The 17,981-nt window shown below is 71.4% G+C and carries 15 protein-coding genes; 10 read left to right on the forward strand and 5 right to left on the reverse strand.

Features of this window, described 5'->3' with window-relative positions; all coding sequences use genetic code 11:
• The first annotated feature begins 50 nt into the window (after positions 1–50).
• The gene (locus tag O3438_RS25515; RefSeq protein WP_269682252.1) at positions 51–1,691 is read left to right on the forward strand and encodes a serine/threonine-protein kinase; all 1,641 of its coding nucleotides are present in this window, start codon (positions 51–53) and stop codon (positions 1,689–1,691) included.
• A 38-nt stretch (positions 1,692–1,729) separates the two neighbouring features.
• Here the strand turns inward: O3438_RS25515 and O3438_RS25520 are convergent, their stop codons facing one another.
• Both O3438_RS25520 and O3438_RS25525 read right to left on the reverse strand, forming a co-directional pair.
• Positions 1,730–2,398, reverse strand: a complete 669-nt coding sequence (locus O3438_RS25520; RefSeq protein ID WP_269682253.1) for a potassium channel family protein — start codon at positions 2,396–2,398, stop codon at positions 1,730–1,732.
• A 182-nt stretch (positions 2,399–2,580) separates the two neighbouring features.
• The gene (locus O3438_RS25525) at positions 2,581–3,915 is read right to left on the reverse strand and encodes a TrkH family potassium uptake protein (protein ID WP_269682254.1); all 1,335 of its coding nucleotides are present in this window, start codon (positions 3,913–3,915) and stop codon (positions 2,581–2,583) included.
• Positions 3,916–4,556: 641 nt separating this feature from the next.
• On the opposite strand from O3438_RS25525, the gene O3438_RS25530 reads away from it, so the two are divergent.
• Genes O3438_RS25530 through O3438_RS25550 form a run of 5 tightly spaced genes read left to right on the forward strand, consistent with a single transcriptional unit; the run spans position 4,557 to position 9,329 of the window.
• Complete coding sequence (locus tag O3438_RS25530; RefSeq protein WP_269682255.1) at positions 4,557–5,756, forward strand: substrate-binding domain-containing protein; 1,200 nt, start codon at positions 4,557–4,559, stop codon at positions 5,754–5,756.
• 3 nt (positions 5,757–5,759) lie between these two features.
• Complete coding sequence (locus O3438_RS25535; protein ID WP_145778829.1) at positions 5,760–6,503, forward strand: ABC transporter ATP-binding protein; 744 nt, start codon at positions 5,760–5,762, stop codon at positions 6,501–6,503.
• Positions 6,504–6,559: 56 nt separating this feature from the next.
• A complete protein-coding gene (locus O3438_RS25540) occupies positions 6,560–7,339 on the forward strand; it encodes an ABC transporter ATP-binding protein (protein ID WP_269683753.1) in 780 nt (259 codons plus the stop codon).
• Complete coding sequence (locus O3438_RS25545) at positions 7,339–8,229, forward strand: branched-chain amino acid ABC transporter permease (RefSeq protein ID WP_088987511.1); 891 nt, start codon at positions 7,339–7,341, stop codon at positions 8,227–8,229. Before O3438_RS25540 ends, O3438_RS25545 begins: the two co-directional genes overlap by 1 nt.
• On the forward strand, positions 8,226–9,329 hold the full coding sequence (locus O3438_RS25550; protein WP_269682256.1) for a branched-chain amino acid ABC transporter permease: 1,104 nt from the start codon (positions 8,226–8,228) through the stop codon (positions 9,327–9,329). Before O3438_RS25545 ends, O3438_RS25550 begins: the two co-directional genes overlap by 4 nt.
• A 161-nt stretch (positions 9,330–9,490) precedes the next feature.
• Here the strand turns inward: O3438_RS25550 and O3438_RS25555 are convergent, their stop codons facing one another.
• Positions 9,491–10,312 carry a hypothetical protein gene (locus O3438_RS25555; RefSeq protein WP_269682257.1) on the reverse strand — a complete coding sequence of 274 codons (822 nt, stop codon included), beginning with the start codon at positions 10,310–10,312 and terminating at the stop codon, positions 9,491–9,493.
• Between the two features lie 142 nt (positions 10,313–10,454).
• Between O3438_RS25555 and O3438_RS25560 the strand changes: the two genes are divergently transcribed.
• From O3438_RS25560 to O3438_RS25570, 3 genes are all read left to right on the forward strand, one after another.
• Entirely contained in the window at positions 10,455–12,116 is a 1,662-nt protein-coding gene (locus O3438_RS25560; RefSeq protein ID WP_269682258.1) for an AfsR/SARP family transcriptional regulator, read from the forward strand.
• A 39-nt stretch (positions 12,117–12,155) separates the two neighbouring features.
• On the forward strand, positions 12,156–14,276 hold the full coding sequence (locus O3438_RS25565) for a RecQ family ATP-dependent DNA helicase (RefSeq protein WP_269682259.1): 2,121 nt from the start codon (positions 12,156–12,158) through the stop codon (positions 14,274–14,276).
• Positions 14,277–14,482: 206 nt separating this feature from the next.
• Positions 14,483–15,436, forward strand: a complete 954-nt coding sequence (locus O3438_RS25570) for a hypothetical protein (protein WP_269682260.1) — start codon at positions 14,483–14,485, stop codon at positions 15,434–15,436.
• Between the two features lie 262 nt (positions 15,437–15,698).
• On the opposite strand, the gene O3438_RS25575 is transcribed toward O3438_RS25570, so the two are convergent.
• The gene (locus O3438_RS25575) at positions 15,699–16,115 is read right to left on the reverse strand and encodes a helix-turn-helix domain-containing protein (RefSeq protein ID WP_269682261.1); all 417 of its coding nucleotides are present in this window, start codon (positions 16,113–16,115) and stop codon (positions 15,699–15,701) included.
• 248 nt (positions 16,116–16,363) lie between these two features.
• Between O3438_RS25575 and O3438_RS25580 the strand changes: the two genes are divergently transcribed.
• Entirely contained in the window at positions 16,364–16,801 is a 438-nt protein-coding gene (locus tag O3438_RS25580; protein WP_269682262.1) for a hypothetical protein, read from the forward strand.
• On the opposite strand, the gene O3438_RS25585 is transcribed toward O3438_RS25580, so the two are convergent.
• Complete coding sequence (locus O3438_RS25585; protein ID WP_269682263.1) at positions 16,798–17,958, reverse strand: class I SAM-dependent methyltransferase; 1,161 nt, start codon at positions 17,956–17,958, stop codon at positions 16,798–16,800. The genes O3438_RS25580 and O3438_RS25585 overlap by 4 nt on opposite strands.
• Positions 17,959–17,981 lie beyond the last annotated feature (23 nt).

Genomic DNA, 17,981 nt, shown 5'->3' on the forward strand with positions numbered 1-17,981 from the left:
TTCCGATCCTTCAGGTGTAGGTGTGTCCAGCCTGGGCAACAACGGCCACCATGGGCGGTGGGGACCGGAACAACGCGCAACTCCTCGATGAGCGGTACCGGCTCGTCGAGCAACTCGGCGCGGGCGGCATGTCGGTGGTCTGGCGTGGCTACGACGAGGTGTTGGGCCGCCAGGTCGCGGTGAAGGTGCTGGCCTCGCGGCTGGCCAGCGACCGGGCCTTCCGTCACCGGATCCGGGTGGAGGCGCAGGCCGCCGCGCGGCTCTGCCACCCCAACATCACCAACGTGTACGACTACGGCGAGTCCGAGCAGGTCGGCCTGACCGTGCCGTACGTGGTGATGGAACTGGTCGACGGAGCCTCACTCGCCAACCGGTTGGGTCGGGAGGTCAGCCTGCCGTGGCGGGAGGCGGTGACGATCGGCGCCGAGGTCAGCTCGGCGCTGGCCACCGCGCACGCCCGTGGTGTGGTGCACCGCGACGTCACCCCGGGCAACGTGATGCTCACGCCGACCGGTGTGAAGGTCGTCGACTTCGGCATCTCCGCGCTGGTGGGGGAGAGCGAGAAGGGCCCGGACGGTGCACTGCTGGGCACCCCCGCCTACCTGGCCCCGGAGCGGTTGGACAACGGCCAGGTCTCCCCGGCCACCGACGTGTACGCCGTCGGTCTGCTGCTCTACCGGATGCTCACCGGTCGGCTGCCCTGGCAGGCCAGCACGACCACGCAGATGCTGCGTGCGCACATGTACAACGACCCGGACCCGATGCCACCGGTGCCCGGCCTGCCGGACGAGGTGACCGACCTGGTGCGGCGCTGCCTGGCCAAGCGGCCCGGTGACCGCCCGGCGACCGCCGAACTGGCCCGGACCCTCGCCGAGGCGGCCGGAATGCTCGCCGCGGTGCCGGTGTCGCCGGCCGCCGGGCACCTGGACCCGACCGCGCTGGCCAACGCGGGCACCACGATCCTGCCCTGGTCCGCGGCGACCGACGCGTTGCCGCTGTCCCGCACCCGCAACCGGAGCCGGCGGATGGACCGGCGTCGCCGGCGGGTCGAGGCCGGGGTGGCCGCCGTCGGCCTGATCGCTGTCACCGGCGCGATGTGGGGCTTCACCTCGCGCAGCCCGGCCAGCGGCGACGACCGGCCGACCACCGAGGCGCGGATGGGCCTGCCGCAGGCACCGACCTGCGACGTGACGTACGCGCTGCGGGCCGACACCGGCAAGGAGTTCGCCGCCGAGCTGACGGTGACCAACAGCGGCAAGCAGGAACTCCGGGACTGGACGATGAACTTCACGTTCCCCGGCCAGCAGACCGTGACGAAGGCCGAGCCGACGTCGGTGCAGCAGCAGGGGAGCACCGTGCTGATCCGACCCGCGGCCCAGCGCACCACCCTGGCGCCCGGCACCGCCGAGAAGGTCACCCTGTCCGGCACGTACAGCGGGGCCAACCCGCTGCCGGTGGAGTTCCGGCTCGGTGACGTGACCTGCGGGGTACGCGTCTCCGGGGTGGCCGGCAGCGTCCCGTCCACCGCACCGGCGACGAAGGCGGCCACCACCACGAAGGCCCCGCCGAAGAAGGCGACAACCCCCAGCGGCACCGGGGGTGGTGCCGCCCAGAAGGCGAAGCCGTCGAAGCCCGGAAAGGGGCCCGGGAAGCCCGGCGAGGCCAAGGGGGGTGGTCCGGGAAAAGGGTGAAGGGCCCTGAGAAGCACGGTGGGCCGAAGAAGTGATGGTCAGCGTCGCCCCGCGAACCGCTGGACCTGGTCGATCCCGCCCTCCACGATCAGCACCCCACCCTGCGTGAGGGTCGTGTCGTCCGAGGCGTACCGGAAACGCTCGCCGGGCACCTTCGCGCCGATCACCCGGACTCCGGAACGCTCGTCCGGGCGCAGGTCGAGCAGGGTGCGCCCGACGAACGACTCCGGAACCCGGACGGTGGCGATCGCGAAGTCGTCGTCGAACTCGACGAAGTCCAGCAGCCGGCTGACGATCAGGTGCGCCACCCGGTCACCGGTCTCCGCCTCCGGAAAGATCACGTGGTGCGCGCCCACCGACGACAGGATCTTGGCGTGTTTCTGCGAGGTCGCCCGCGCCCAGATCTGCGGCACACCCAACTCGACCAACGCCAGCACGGTGAGGACACTCGCCTCCACCGACGCCCCGATGGCCACCACCGCCCGGGCGAAACTGGCGACGCCGAGCTGACGCAACGCCCCCTCCTCGGTCGAGTCGGCCTGCACCACCCGGTCGAGCTGGTCGGAGAAGCGCTGGACCTGGTCCGGGTTGCGGTCGACGGCCAGCACCTCGCGGTCCATGCGGGTAAGCGACGAGGCCAGATGGCAGCCGAAGCGACCCAACCCGATCACCACGATGCCGCCGCCGTCAGATCGTCTCGCCGACACCTCGACCCTCCTCACATCCAGGGTCTGTTTTGTGAGAACTGGCCGGCCTGCGGCGGGCCCGGACGACGCCCGGCGGCGTTGCGGTTTCGTCCGGATACGACACCGGTATCCGGACGAAACCGCGCCTTGCCGGATCGACGCCCGGACTCCGCCTCGGCTCGGCCGCCCTCACAAAACAGACCCTAACCGACAATTGGTTGTTCCTGGGGGTAGCGGTAGAGCCTGCGTCGGGTGTTCAGGGCGATCGCCGACCCCAGGGTGAGCGGCCCGACCCGGCCGATGAACATCAGCACGGTGAGCACGAGTTGGCCGCTGGCCGGCAGATCGCCGGCGAGACCGACGGTGAGCCCGGTGGTGCTGAACGCGGAGGTGACCTCGAACAGGGCCGCGACGAATCGCACGCCCTCGGTGAGCAGCAGCAGGAGCATCGTCCCGGCCGTGACCAGCGCGACGCTGAGCAGAGCCACGGTGACGGCCTGCCGCTGGCTGGCGGTGGCCACCCGGCGGTGCCCGACCGTCACGTCCGGCTCGCCGCGCAACTCCGCCCAGATGGTGAACCCGAGCAGGAAGAACGTGGACACCTTGATGCCCCCGGCTGTGCTGGCGCTGCCGCCGCCGATGAACATCAGCACGATCAGCAGCGGATAGCTCTCCTCCTGAAGCTCGGCGATGTTCAGCACGCTGAACCCACCGGTGCGACTCAACGCGATCTGGGTGAACGACGCGAGCACCTTGCCGGCGGCGTCGTACGAGCCGATGGTGCTGGCGTTGGTCCACTCGGCGGCGAGCAGGCCGGCGAAGCCCAGCAGCAGCAGGGCGAGGCTGCCCCAGATGGTCAGCTTCGTGGCCACCACCCACCCCGCCGGCTTGCGCCACTCACGAACCGCCTCGAACAGGGCCGGAAACCCGAGCCCGCCGACGATGGCACCGAACGCCAGTGGCAGCGACACCCACGGGTCGCGGGCGAAGGCCAGCAGCCCGTCGCTGTAGAGCGCGAAGCCACCGTTGTTGAACGCCTGGACCGCGTGGAACGCCCCCGACCAGAGGGCCCTTCCCGGCCCGTAGTCGTACGCCCACCAGAGCCGGCCGGCGACCACGGCGGTCATCACCGCCTCGCAGGCGAAGACGGTCACCGCGATCCGACGCAGCAGGCGGGCCACGTCGCCGATCCCGAACTCCGCCGTCTCCGCCTGCACCAGCAGTCGGTTGCGCAGGCCCAGTTGGCGCGAGACCACCAGGATGACCAGCGCCGCGGCGGTGAGGATGCCGAGACCGCCGAGCTGGGTGAGCAGGGTGATCACCACCAGGCCCGGGCCGGACCAGTAGTTGGGGGTGTCGTTGATCGCCATCCCCGTCACCGAGACCGCCGAGGTGGCGGTGAACAATGCGGTGACCACTGGCGGACGTTGGTGATCGACTGTCGCCCAGCGCGCCATCAGCAGCCCGGTGCCCAGCAGGATCGGCACCAGGAATCCCAGCGGCACCAGCCGCACGGGATTGCGAAAGAACCAGCGCACCAGACAATCTTCCTTTTCCGGACCGATGTCGGAGCGGGAACGCCCATTCCGGAGATTCACCTGCCGGTCAGTCGTCGACCAACTCCCGGCCAACCGCGGGCGGTCTGCTGTCCGCGACACCCTTCGATGACAGGAGACGGCGTTGCGACGTACCCTCTCGACCCTCGGCGTGGCCGGCGCGCTGCTCGCCGACAACTGACCTCGGCCGGAGCTGATCCGCTCCGACCGATCGCTGGGCCGATCACGCCCGGCCCAGACGCTGGCCCGTCGTCCGCCACCCGGACGGCGGGCCAGCGGCACGTCCGAGGCGCGAACCGTCAGGCCACGCGGAGTGATCGACTAGGTCGGCGACGTGGGGGTGTCCGGCGCTCGGGATGGAACGACCTCGCCGATGTGGAGTCGATCATCGGTTGACCGAACCGGGGCGGATGGCGCGAGACGACACACACCACGTGCGGTCCGTGGGGGTTCGGGCCACCGGGACCGACGACGCTCCGGCGGCCGTGCGGGCCGTTGTAACCTCCGGCCACCTCATTCCTGTTACTTGTGTGTTTCTGCCACATAGCTCGTGGGTGACGTCACTTCTAGCGTGAGCCGTCACGAAGAAGTTCTCTCCCTCCGAGTCCTCATGTGGAGTCGCAATGACGGTCCGGACGACGCGGCGGGTGTTCCTCTCCGCCGCCACGATGATGGCCGCGGCGCTGGCCGCCACGGCCTGTGGTAGCCCGCAGGACACCGCCACCGGCGGCGGCGACAGCGCCGCGCCGGTCAAGGTCGGCTTGGTGTACTCCCAGTCGGGTGCCCTGGCCAGTTACGGAAAGCAGTACATCGAGGGGTTCAAGGCCGGGCTCGACTTCGCCACGAAGGGCACCGGCAAGGTCGGTGACCGGAAGATCGAGTTGACCGAGGTCGACGACGCGGGTGACCCGGCCAAGGCCGTCTCCGCAGCCAAGGACCTGATCGGCAAGGGCACGAAGATCATCGCTGGTTCCACCGCCTCCGGTGTGGCGTTGCAGGTCGCGCCGATCGCGGCGCAGAACAAGGTCCTGTTCATCAGCGGACCGGCCGCCACCGACGCGGTGACCGGCGCGAACAAGTACACGTTCCGTTCCGGCCGCCAGTCCTACCAGGACGTGGTGACCGCCAAGTCGTTCATCGGCGACCCGACCGGCAAGAAGGTGGTGGTCTTCGCGCAGGACGGCGCGTTCGGCGACGCCAACGAGGCGGCCGTCAAGGCCGTCATCGGCGGGGCGGGCGCCACCGTGAGCAGTGTCCGGGCCCCGGCCAGCGCCACCGAGTTCACCCCGTTCGCCAGCCAGATCAAGACCGCCAAGCCGGACCTGCTCTTCGTGGCCTGGGCCGGCACGACCGCCCCGGCCATGTGGCAGACCCTCGACCAGCAGGGTGTGCTCGCGTCCACCACCGTGGTCACCGGTCTGGACATCCGCGCCTCGTGGCCGACCTTCGGGGCCGCCGGCACCAAGATCTCCTTCCTGTCGCACTACTTCGACGGTGCCAGCGACACCGAGGCCAGCAAGGCGCTGAAGGCCAAGGTGAACACCATCGACCTGTTCCACCCGGACGGCTTCGCCGCCGCCCAGATGGTGGTCCGGGCGGCGCAGGAGGGCGGGGACGACGTCGACAAGATGGTCACCGCTCTGGAGGGCTGGAGCTTCGACGGGGTCAAGGGCAAGATGACCATCCGGGCCGCCGACCACGCGCTGCTCCAGCCGATGTTCCAGGCCAAGCTGGCCGGCAGCGGCACCGCGTTCACGGCCACCGCGCAGAAGAGCCTCACCGGTGACGAGACCGCGCCACCGGCCGTGGCCATGAAGGGCTGACCCATGCTCGCCACCCGCGGTCTGACCTGGCGGATCGGTGAGGTCGCCATCGTCGACAGCGTCTACCTCGACCTGGAGCCCGGGGAGTTCCTGGGCGTGATCGGGCCGAACGGCGCCGGCAAGACCTCACTGTTCAACCTGATCACCGGCCTGCGTCGGGCCACGGAGGGCCGGATCACCCTGGACGGGCAGGACATCGGTGCGCTTCCGCCGCACCGGCGTGCCCGCCTGGGGCTGGGCCGTACCTTCCAGGCGTCCTCGGTCTTCGGCTCGCTCAGCGTGCGGGAGAACGTCCGGCTCGCCGTCCAGGCGCACCGCGGGGGCTCGATGGCACTGTGGCGGCGGGCGGCGGCCGACCGGGAGGTGGCCGCCGCCGCCGACGCGGCGCTGGACCGGGTCGGCCTCGCCCACCGGGGTACGGCACTCGCCGGCACCCTGGCCCACGGCGAGAAGCGCAAGTTGGAGATCGCCCTGCTGCTCGCCGGTGAACCCCGGGTGATGCTGCTGGACGAACCGATGGCCGGGGTCAGCGCCGAGGACATCCCGGAACTCGTCGCCGTCATCAAGTCGCTGACCGGCGACAGCGGCCGGGCGGTGCTGATGGTCGAGCACCACATGGACGTCATCCTGGAGTTGGCCGACCGGATCGCCGTCATGCACCACGGCGCGCTGCTGGCCTGCGACACCCCGGAGACGGTGATGGCCAACCCCACAGTGCAAGAGGCCTACCTGGGGGAGTCGCTGTGAGCGCGAGGAGTGAGCCGGGTTTGCGAGCCCCGCAGTCGCGAACTGAAGCGGCTCAGCTGGAACCCGTTCTCAGTGTCGAGGACCTGTCGGTCCGGATCTCCGGACTGCACATCCTCCAGGGCGTGTCCTTCACCGTCGCCCCGACCGGCGTGACGGTCCTGCTGGGCCGCAACGGTGTCGGCAAGACCACCACGTTGCGCGCGATCCTCGGGCTCACCCCGCCCGCCGGGGAGGTCCGCGGCACCATCCGGATGGGCGCGCAGAGCCTGCTGAGCCAGCCCACCCACCGGCTGGTCCGCGGTGGGCTCGGTTACGTGCCGGAGGACCGGGACGTGTTCGCCGGCCTCACCGTCGCCGAGAACCTCCGGCTCGCCGAACGGCGTGGCACCAGCCCGGCGTACGACAAGGTCTTCGCGCTCTTCCCGGAGCTGGACCGGCGCGGACGGCAACGGGCCGGCTCGCTCTCCGGCGGCCAACAGCAGATGCTCGCGATCGGTCGGGTGCTGCTCAACGACAACCGGCTGTTGCTGGTCGACGAGCCGACCAAGGGGCTGGCGCCGAAGGTGGTGACCGAGGTGGCGGAGGTGCTGGAACGGGTGGCGGAGTCGGTGCCCGTGCTGCTCGTCGAGCAGAACCTGGCCGTCGTACGCCGGCTGGCCCGCGACGCGGTGGTGCTGGCCGCCGGCAAGGTTGCCTGGACCGGTGACGCCCACGAGTTGCTGTTGGAGACGGCGTTGACCAAGTCGCTGTTGGGTGTCGGCTCGGCGGAGGCGGTCACGCCGAGCGCGAGGAGTGAGCTCGCGAGCCCCGCAGTCGCGAGGAAGGACCAGATCTGATGGGGACCGTCATTCTTCTGGCGTTGACCGGGCTGGGCCTGGCGGCGCTGTACTTCCTCGTCGCCTCCGGCCTGTCCCTGGTCTTCGGCCTGGCCGACGTGCTCAACTTCGCGCACGGGCTGTTCCTCGGCGTCGGCGCGTACGGCACCTGGTGGGCGGCGGGCAACCTGCCGGGCGCGGGACCCGACGGGTTCGGCTTCGTATTGGCTGTCGCGTTCGGAGTGGCCGCCGGCACGCTGGTGGCGATCCTGGTCGAGCTGGTGCTGATCCGTCCGCTCTACTCCCGCACCATCGAGCAGGTGCTGGTCACCGTCGGTCTGTCGCTGGCCGGGGTGGCGCTGTTGCAGGCCACCTGGGGCGCGGACGCCCGTCCGTTCCCGCGCCCCGACTGGACGCGGCAGGTGACCGGGATCCTCGGCGCGCAGGTGCCGAACGGCGGCCTGCTGCTGATCATCGCGGCGGTGCTGGTGCTCGGCGCGATCCTGGCGTTCCTGCGCTGGACCCGGTACGGCCTGGTGATCCGGGCCGGGGTGGAGAACCGGGAAATGGTGACCGCGCTCGGCATCGACGTGCGCAAGGCGTTCACGCTGGTCTTCGCGATCGGCGGGGCGGCGGCGGCGCTCGCCGGCGCGCTGGGCGGCGTCTACTTCGGCACCGTCTCGCCCGGTCAGGGCAGCTCACTGCTGATCTTCGCGTTCATCGTGGTGGTGATCGGTGGGATGGGCTCGGTGGTCGGCTCCGCGTACGCGGCGGTCGTCGTCGGGCTGGTGCAGCAGTTCGTCAACTACTACGGCACGTCCGGGCTGGGCGACATCTGCGTGGTCGGGCTGCTGGCCGTGGTGCTGCTGCTGCGCCCGCAGGGCATCGCCGGAAAGGTGGCAACGGCATGACGGTGATCGACGCGCCTCCCGCACAGGTGCCGGACGAACTGACCCCGCAGCGGGGACGGTGGCACCGGGTCCGCCCGTTCCTGCCGCTCGTCGCGCTCGTCGTGCTGGCGATCCTGCCGTACTCGACGCTCTCCCTGCCGGGGATCTTCGAGGGGCCGGTCAACTCGCCCGGCACCCTGCAGATCCTCGCCATCTGCCTGATCTTCGGCGGGTTGGCGGCCGGGTACGACCTGCTCTTCGGTCGGACCGGGATGCTCTCCTTCGGGCACGCGCTGTACTTCGCCGCCGGCGTCTACGGCACCGACATCCTCGTCACCCGGGCCGGCCTGCCGCTGTGGCAGGCAGCCCTGCTGACCGTCACCGGCGGCACGATCCTCGCCGCGCTGCTCGGTGCGGTGGCCCTGCGGACCGTGGGCATCGCGTTCGCCATGGTCACACTGGCCTTCGCGCAGGTCGGGGCGATCCTGGTGGCCCGCGACTTCGGTGGGCTCACCGGCGGTGAGGAGGGCCTGCCGCTGGACGTGTCCGGGCTGCCCGCCGGGCTGGTCGGGGTGACCAACACCGTCAACCTGTACTGGCTGGCACTGGCGTACCTGACGCTCGTGGTCTTCGTGGTGCACCGCGTCAGCGGCTCGCCGACCGGTCGCGTGCTCGCCGGCCTGCGTGACGACGAACGGCGGATCGGCGTGCTGGGGTTGGACCCGTACCGCTACAAGCTGGTCGCGTTCACCCTGGCCGGTGGGTTGGCGTCGGCGGGCGGGGTGGTCTACGTCCTGATCGTCGGCGGCGCGTCGCCGCACATCACGTCCTCCGAGCTGACCCTGTCGCTGCTGGTCATGGTGGTGCTCGGCGGGCCGGGCACCCGGTGGGGGCCGGTGCTCGGCGGTGTCCTCTACATGTACCTGGACCACCGGCTCACCGCCTTCGGCGCCAGCGACGCCGTCGACAACCTGCCGGCTGTCCTCAGCCACCCGTTGAGCCAGCCGCTGTTCGTCCTGGGGACGGTCTTCATCCTGGCCGTCTACTTCTTCCCTGGCGGCCTGGCGGGCCTGGCCCCCCGCGTAGCCCACCTGACCAGAGCTCTCCGCCCCCGCCGCTGACCCCACCCCACCCCACCCCACCCCACCCCACCCCCACCCTTGCCCCGCCCTCGTTGATCAAGAGGTTTGCGTCAAAATTCGGCCGAACGATGACGCAAACCTCTTGATCAACAGGGTTTGGGGCGGCGGCCCCCCGTGTGGCCGCCGCCCTCTCATGCGGGTCAGCCGTTGAGCATGTCGTACGCCATCGCCGGCGCCTTGGTCGCGGCGCTGCCCGTGGGGACGGTGATCTTCGGGGTGGTGCCGTAGCCGGTGTAGTTGACGACGTAGTCGTACGCCTTCGCCTTGCCGGTGGCCGGGATCTTCAACGTCAGCGAGGTCAGGCGCTTGTCCTCGTCGACTACCGCGGTGAAGGGCACCGTCTTACCGGCTTCGCCGAGTGCTGCCGCCTCGCCGTCGTCCAGCACCTCTGCCGCGTTACCGGTGCTCACGTCGACGACACCGACGTACTGACCGGGGCTCTGCTCCTTCACCGAGCTGGCCGCCTCGATGAGCGGGCCGGTGTTGCCCTGGTCGGCGCTGTCGTAGGCCGGGATGGTGTCGGCGCCGGTCAGCTTCCCGCGGTCCAGCTTCATCCACTTGTCCGGGAACTTCGGCAGGCCCGGCTTGCCGCTGAACTTCGCCTTCAGCCACGCCTCCTCGCCGATGAGCAGGAACGACATCTTCGTGGTGATGCCGTCGGAACCCGGCGCGCCAGTGATGCTGAGTTCCACAGCCTTCGACGTGGGGTCGACCCGACCGGTGTGCGTATTGGTGGAGTCCTTCCCACTGAACCGGAACGTCCCCTCAGTGCCGTCCGGGACGGCGTCGAGGAGCGCCTGCTTCGGATCGACCGTCGGGCTGGCGCTCGGGCCGCTCTGCTGTGCCGCGGCGGGCTCGTCCTTCGTCCCGCAACCCCCGAGAAGGGTGGTCGCTGCCAGTACGGCGGCGATCGTGCCGACCGTCCGTCCGAAGGTGCCGGCGGTGCCCGTTGCCTGTGTCATCGCATGTCTCTTTCTCGCTGCGTGGCTTCTGCCGATGACGATGTTGCGGACCATCACGGCGGTCCGGCTGCCGATATGCTGCCGTCCGGCTGCCGGGCACTGCCGTCCGGTGCTCACGGGGGTGTCAGGAGCGGAAACTCGCATGTCAGGACAGCTGCGTTTCGAGATCCTCGGGCCTCAGCGGGCCTGGTACGCCGACCGGGAGATCGACCTCGGTCCGGGCAAACAACGCGCGGTGCTCGCCGTACTGCTGCTCTCTCCGGGCCGTCCGGTGTCCACCGGGCAGATCATCGAGGCGGTCTGGCCGGAGGATCCGCCCGCGAACGGCCCCAACGTCGTGCAGAAGTACGTCGCCGGGCTGCGCCGGGTGCTGGAACCGGACCGTTCGCCGCGTACCCCCGGGCAGGTGCTGAGCCTGACCGATGCCGGCTATTTGCTCCGGGTCGACCCGGAGGCGGTGGACGCGATCCGCTTCGAGCGGGGCGTCCACGCCGCCCGGCGGCACGCGTCGGAAAGCCCGGAGCGGGCGCTGGCCGAGCTGACGGATGCGCTGGCCCGCTGGCACGGCGAGCCGTTCACCGGCTTCGCCGGCGGTGTGTTCGAGGCCGCCCGGCGCCGCCTGGTGGAGCTACGGGCCGTCGCCCTGGAGACCCGCGCGGAGCTGGAGCTGGACAGGGGGCGGCACCGCGAGACGGTCGGCGAGCTGGTCGAGTTGGTGGCCGAGTTCCCGGTCCGGGAGCGGCTGCGCCACCAGTACATGCTCGCGCTGTACCGCAGCGGTCGGCAGGCCGAGGCGCTGGCTGCGTACCGGGACATCGACAGCCTGCTCCGCGAGGAGCACGGCATCGGGCCCGGCGAGGCACTCCGGGAGCTGCACGCGCGGATCCTTCGGGCAGAGCCGACCCTCACCGCGGGCGTCCCGAATGCCGAGCGACCCGCTCCGACGGTAGCGGTCCAGGCGGCCGCCCCGGTCCAGGAAAACAACCCGGCGACCGTTCCTCTTTACGCGGATCAGCCCTCGCCGCTCCACCCCGCACGTGACGGTCTACCCGCCGGCTCGCCGTCGCCGTTCGCTGTCGAACAGCCACGTCGGGAGCGACACCCCCTACCGACGTGGGTGAGCAACACCACCACCGTCCTCGGGACCCTCCTGGCACTCGTGTCGTTCGGCACCGGGACCTGGCTGGTGGTGCTGGCGTACGCGGTACGACGACGCAGTCGACGGCTCGGCCTCGCGGCCCTCGGCTACTTCCTCACCGCGACGCTGCTTGTCGTCATGATCGCCACCGATGACCTGGAGACGGAGGACTCACCGGCGGAGGTGTTCTCCGCGCTCGGCGTGGTCTTTCTCTGCTGGCTGGTGGGCTCCGCGCACATAGTCCTGCTCAACAGCTGGGTCTGGGGACGGATCACCGGTCGGCCGCGCGTGGCGCAGGCCCTCGAGGAGGAGCGCCGGATTCGTCGCCAGCAGGCGCGCAACCTGCTGCACCGCTACCCCTCGGCACGTCTGGAGTTCGCGATCGGCCGACCGGACCTGCCCCGCGCCTTCGACGACGGCGGGCTCGTCGACGTCAACGCCGTACCCGACCAGGTGCTCGCCACGCTGCCCGGGCTCACCGATGCGCAACGCCGCCAGGTGGCGATGGACCGGTGGGTACGCGGCCCGTACGGGTCGATGGAGGAGTTGGCCGCGCGTTGCCCACTTCCGGTAGCGGCGGCCGAGGCGCTCCACGACGTCCTGCTCTTCCTGCCGGTGCACACTCCCGCGACGACACGGTCAACGGAGCGCTTCGGCCCCCGTTGACCGTGGGGGTCCCCCGGCGGCGGCTGGTAGAAATGCCGGATGAGCCACGATCGAGCAGCGGTACGGGAGCGGGCCGAGGCGGTGCTGCGCCGGCTGGCCGGTGACCACGCCCGGCTGCGCGAGGACCAGTGGCGGGCCATCGAGGCGCTCGTCGTCGACCGGCGGCGGGTGCTCTGCGTGCAGCGCACCGGTTGGGGCAAGTCGGCCGTCTACTTCGTGGCCACGGCCCTGCTGCGGGACGGCGGTGAGCACGGCCCCACTGTCATCGTCTCGCCGCTGCTGGCGTTGATGCGCAACCAGGTCGAGGCGGCGGCCCGGGCGGGCATCCGGGCCCGCACGATCAACTCGGCGAACCTCGACGAGTGGGACGAGATCACCGCCGAGATCCAGTCCGGGGCCGTGGACGTGCTGCTGATCAGCCCGGAACGGCTCAACAATCCGGACTTCCGTGACGGCGTGCTGCCCAAGCTGGCCGCGACCACCGGGCTGCTGGTGGTCGACGAGGCGCACTGCGTCTCGGACTGGGGGCACGACTTCCGCCCCGACTACCGGCGGCTGCGTACGTTCCTCGCCGAGTTGCCGGAGCGCACGCCGGTGCTGGCCACCACCGCCACCGCCAACTCCCGGGTCACCCAGGACGTGGCCGAGCAGTTGGGCGACGCGCTCGTCCTGCGTGGCACCCTGGACCGCGAGTCGCTGCGCCTCGGAGTGCTCGACCTGCCCAGCCCGGCGCACCGGCTGGCCTGGCTCGCCGACCACCTGGACCAGCTGCCCGGCTCGGGGATCGTCTACACGCTGACCGTGGCCGCGGCGGGGGAGACCGCCGAGTTCCTGCGCTCCCGGGGTTACCCGGTGGCGTCGTACACCGGGCAGGTCGAGGACGCCGACCGGCGGGCCGCCGAGCAGGACCTGCTCGACAACAAGATCAAGGCGCTGGTCGCCACCAGCGCGCTCGGCATGGGTTTCGACAAGCCCGACCTGGGCTTCGTCGTCCACCTCGGCGCGCCACCGTCGCCGATCGCGTACTACCAGCAGGTCGGCCGCGCCGGGCGCGCCGTGGAGCACGCCGAGGTCCTGCTGCTGCCCGGTGCGGAGGACGCCGCGATCTGGCGGTACTTCGCCTCGCTGGCGTTCCCGCCGGAGCAGCAGGTCCGAGCCGTGCTGGCCGCCCTGCACACCGACCGCCCGCTCTCCACCCAGGCCCTCGAACCCCTCGTCGACCTGCGCCGGGCCCGGTTGGAGCTGATGCTCAAGGTTCTCGACGTGGACGGCGCGGTCCGCCGGGTGCGCGGTGGTTGGCTCGCCACCGGCGAGCCCTGGACCTATGACGAGGCCCGGTTGCGCCGCGTCGCCGAGGCACGCACCGTCGAACAACAGGCCATGCGGGAGTACGCGACCACGTCCGACTGCCGGATGCGGTATCTACGGGAACGCCTGGACGACACCGGGGCGACCGACTGCGGTCGCTGCGACAGGTGCGCCGAGCCCCTCTTCGTCGCCGACGTGTCGACGGCCGCTCTCGCCGCCGCGCAGACCTTCCTGGGCCGGCCCGGTGTGGAGATCGCCCCCAAGAAGCTCTGGCCGACCGGGCTCGACGCGGTGGGCGTACCCCTCAAGGGCCGGATCGCCCCCGCGGAGCAGGCCCTGCCGGGCCGCGCGGTCGGGCGTCTCTCCGACCTGGGTTGGGGTGGCCGGCTACGGGATCTCGTCGGCCCGGAGGCGCCCGACGCGCCGGTGCCCGACGACGTGGCCGGCGCCGTGGTGGAGGTGCTCAAGGCGTGGGCGCACGGCGACGACCCGTGGCCCCGCCGACCGGTGGCCGTGGTCGCGGTCGGCTCCCGGCGGCGGCCCCGGCTGGTCGGGTCGCTCGCCGAGCGGATCTCGGCCGTGGGTCGGCTGCCGCTTCTCGGCCAGATCACGCCGGCCGGTGCGGGTGGTCCCGGCGGGCCGCGCGGTAACAGCGCCCAACGGGTACGCGCGCTGCACGACACCTTCACCGTGCCGACCGACCTGGCCGACGCAGTGGCCGGCCTGGACGGCCCGGTGCTCCTCGTCGACGACCTGATCGACTCGGGTTGGACGATGACGCTCGTGGCTCGGGCACTACGCCGGGCCGGCGCACCCGACGTGCTCCCGCTCGCCCTGGCCGTCGCCGGGTGACCCGCTCTCGGCGTCGGTGGCTCGCTTCGGTGGCGGTCGGCGGCGGTGGAGAAGTTCCCGGGCGGCGTCGAATGCGATCGTCGCCACGCCGTCCGGGCGTCGGTCCGGGTCGGCCCGGCACGGCGGTACCGTGGGCGGCATGACCGACCAGCAGCCCGACACCCGCGCCGCCTTCGACCAGGGGGTTCACGTGCTGGGCGTCGGCGGTGCCTGACCAGGTCTCCGCCGCGCCGGTGCCTGACAAGGTCTCCGCCGCGCCGGACCGGGCCACACTCCGTCTGGCGCTGGTGGTCGGCGGGCTGGTGCTGGCGGTCCTGCTCGGTTTCGGCCTCGGCCGGCTGAACGAGGGCGGCACCACCACCGGCGTCCCTTCCCTGGCCGCCGAACACAGCGACCCACCGGGCGTCGGCCCGCACAACCACGGCACCGCCACGGGCACCGACCAGGGCGCGCCGACCGAGCCGGGTGGCCTGGCGGTCAGCTCGGCCGGGCTCACGCTGGTGCCGCTGTCCACCGACTTCACCGCCGGTCGCCCCGGTCAGCTCCGCTTCCAGGTACGCGACGTGCAGCGTCGGCCGGTCACCCGCTTCGCCGTCGTGCACGACAAGCCGATGCACCTCATCGTCGTACGACGGGACCTGACCGGCTATCAGCACCTGCACCCGACCATGGCGGCCGACGGCACCTGGTCGGTGCCGTTGACCCTCGCGCAGCCCGGCGTCTGGCGCGCGTACACCGACTTCACCGTCGTCGCGGACGACGGCGCGCAGACCGCGGTGACCCTCGGCGCGGACCTGGTGGTGCCCGGTGACTACCAGCCTCGCCCGCTGCCGGGACCGGCCACCTCGACGACGGTGGACGGGTTCACGGTCGGCTACCAGGGCACTCCGCAGGCCGGGACGACAGTGCCACTGACCTTCCGGGTCGACGGCGCGGGCGGTGCCGCCCAGCTGGAGCGTTACCTCGGGGCGTACGGGCACCTGGTGGCACTGCGCGAGGGTGACCTCGGCTACCTGCACGTGCACCCGGAACCGGAACTGGTCGACGGTCAGATCAAGTTCTGGCTGACCACCCCGGGGCCGGGCCGCTACCGCCTCTACCTCGACTTCCAGGTGGGCCCCACCGTCCACACGGCGGAGTTCACCCTCGCCGTCCCCTGAAGCCCCACTCGCCCCGGGTCGCCCCCTCTCGTTCCAGGCCGAGGATCGGTCTCGGTCGCCGCTGACGTCGTGCTTTCTGGCGCGCGAGCCTCTCCGGCGGGAGATCCGCGCAACATCGGGGATGTTGCTGCTTCCGCTGCGTCTGAGGCAGCAACATCGCCGATGTTGTGACGATCTTGGGCGCGGTGGCGCGGTGGCGCGGTGGCGCGGTGGCGCGGTGGCGCGGTGGCGCGGTGGCGCGGTGGCGCGGGGGCGCGGGGGGTTAGCCGGCGCGGCGGATGGGGCGTCGGGCCAGGTAGCGGAGCAGGTCGCGGATGTGGTGCTTCTCCTCGGCGGGGACCGAGGGGTCGGCGAGCCGGTCCAGGATGGCGCGGACGTCCGCCTCGACGGGGCCGTCGTCGTGGCGCCGCCGCGGTGTGGGGCCGGCGTCGGGCAACCCGAGCGCACGGAAGGCTGCCGCGACCGGCAGATCCAGTGCGGCGCAGAAGCCGCGTACCTTCGCCAGTTCGGGATAGTCCTGCCAGTCACCCGCGAGCCAGCGGAACACGGTGGAGCGGCCAACGCCCGTGTGTGAGGCAAGATCGGTCACGGTCCAGCCACGTTCGTCGCGAGCGTCATCGATGGCGCGCCGGACGAAGCGGGCGAAGGCCATCTGCGGTGATACGTCGGCTGATGCCATCCCTGTGTGTCTTTCCCTCCTGCCGGAGCACCGGGACGATGCCGCTTCCGAGGGTAGTACGCCCAAGGGCGGAAACAATTGACTGACCGCACAAACTGTCCCGTGGATGAGACTTTTTCTCCGGCAGCATGGTGCGGTCTGAAATGTGCACCGAGCGATCATCATCGTTGTTCCACTAAGCTCGGTGCCCGTCCCGGCCTGGCGTCTTGCGCCTGCCGCGTCCGACCGCACCATCGCCGAGGAGCACCATGGTCGACCCGAGCCGCCCCCACCCGTACCAGCCCGGTGCGGTGAGCCTCTTCTTCGTCGCCAAGGCCGGCGTCTTCGCTGCCGGGTTCTGGGTCTGGCTGCTGGTCCTGGTGCTCCGCACCAGTTCCGCGACCGGTCTGCACGTGTTGGCCGCCACCGGCGCGATCACCACGACGCTGGTCGGTGTCGTGCTCGGTGCCCGGATGGCGTTGCAGCACAGTGCGGCCGTCCGGCACGCCGAGGTCAAGAAGCTCCTGGTGGACATCTCCTGGAACGCCTTCGCCGCAGCCGGCAACGCCGAGAGCACGGGCAAGGTCGTCCCGTTCCCGACCGCTCCGGGAGACGGCGATCGGGCCGGCCACCGGCCCGGCATCGACCGGGTGTCCGTCCTCGACGGCGGTGCCGGCGCCCGCGACCGCAGCGACCGCCGCCGTTAGGCGAGCTTCTCGGCGTCGGCGGAGAGCAGGGTCTCCAGCCGAGGCGTGACCTGCCACTGATCGACCAGCTCGCGGTACTCCGCACGCTGCGGTTCGGTCGGCCCGCCGCCGGTGCGGCGCGCACGGATCAGCAGGTTGCGCGGCGTGTGCTGGGAGTCCACGAACTCCACCACCTCGGCCCGGTACCCGTGCACGCGCAGCAACCCGGCGCGCAGCGCGTCGGTGAGCACGTCGGCGAAACGCTCGCGCAGGATGCCCTGCCGGGTCAGCAGGTCGTACGGGGACGGGGCCGGGTGGGCGCGGAGCTGCTTCGCCAGGTCGTGGTGGCAGCACGGGGCGGCCAGCACCCAGCGGGCGTCCCAACGCACCGCGCGGGCCAACGCCTCGTCGGTGGCGGTGTCGCAGGCGTGCAACGCCAGCACCAGGTCGGGCGCGGGGTCGACGACGGCGTCGGCGATGGTGCCGGCCACGAAGCTGACCTGGTCGGCCCAGCCCAACCGTTGCGCCAACTCGGTGTTGCGCTGCCGCTGGTCTTCGCGGACGTCGACACCGACCAGGTGCACGTCCAGCCCTCGACCGGTCAGGTAGCGGTACGCGGCGAACGTCAGGTAGGCGTTGCCGCAGCCCAGGTCGACGACCCGGAGCGGGCCGGTCAGGTCGTCGGGCAGGGTCGCGGCGAGGGCCCGCAGGAACGCGTCCACCTGGCGGCGTTTGGCCGCCGAGCCGCCGATCTCGGTGAAGATCGGGTCACCGGGATCGAGGAGGTAATCCTTGGCCCGGTCGTTCCCGCCCGGCGTCGCCGCCGCACGGGTGGTCGCGGCCCGGTGCACCTGAGCCTCGCCGGACTTGGTCACCCGCAGTTGGAGCGTCGCGTCGGCCGTCTCCACGTGCCAATTGCCGAAAGGTTCGGCCAACAGTTCGTCGACCGCTACGGCGGCCTCCGCGCCGCGAGCGACATTACGGGTGTACGGGCGAGCGCCGTCGGACGTGGCGATCTGGATGCGGGGCCCGGCCTTGAGCGTCACCGGCCGCAGCTCGGCCCGAACCATCGAGGGGCGGTGCCCACGGCGTCGTCCGGCGGCGACCGCCCGGGTCAGCGCGGGGTCGAGTAGCAGCGCCCGGACCTCGGTCAGGGCGGCGTCCAGTGGTTCCGGCATCGTTCCATCTTCGGCAGGTGGGG

This window comes from Micromonospora sp. WMMC250 (assembly GCF_027460215.1).
Classification (GTDB): Bacteria; Actinomycetota; Actinomycetes; order Mycobacteriales; family Micromonosporaceae; genus Micromonospora; species Micromonospora taraxaci.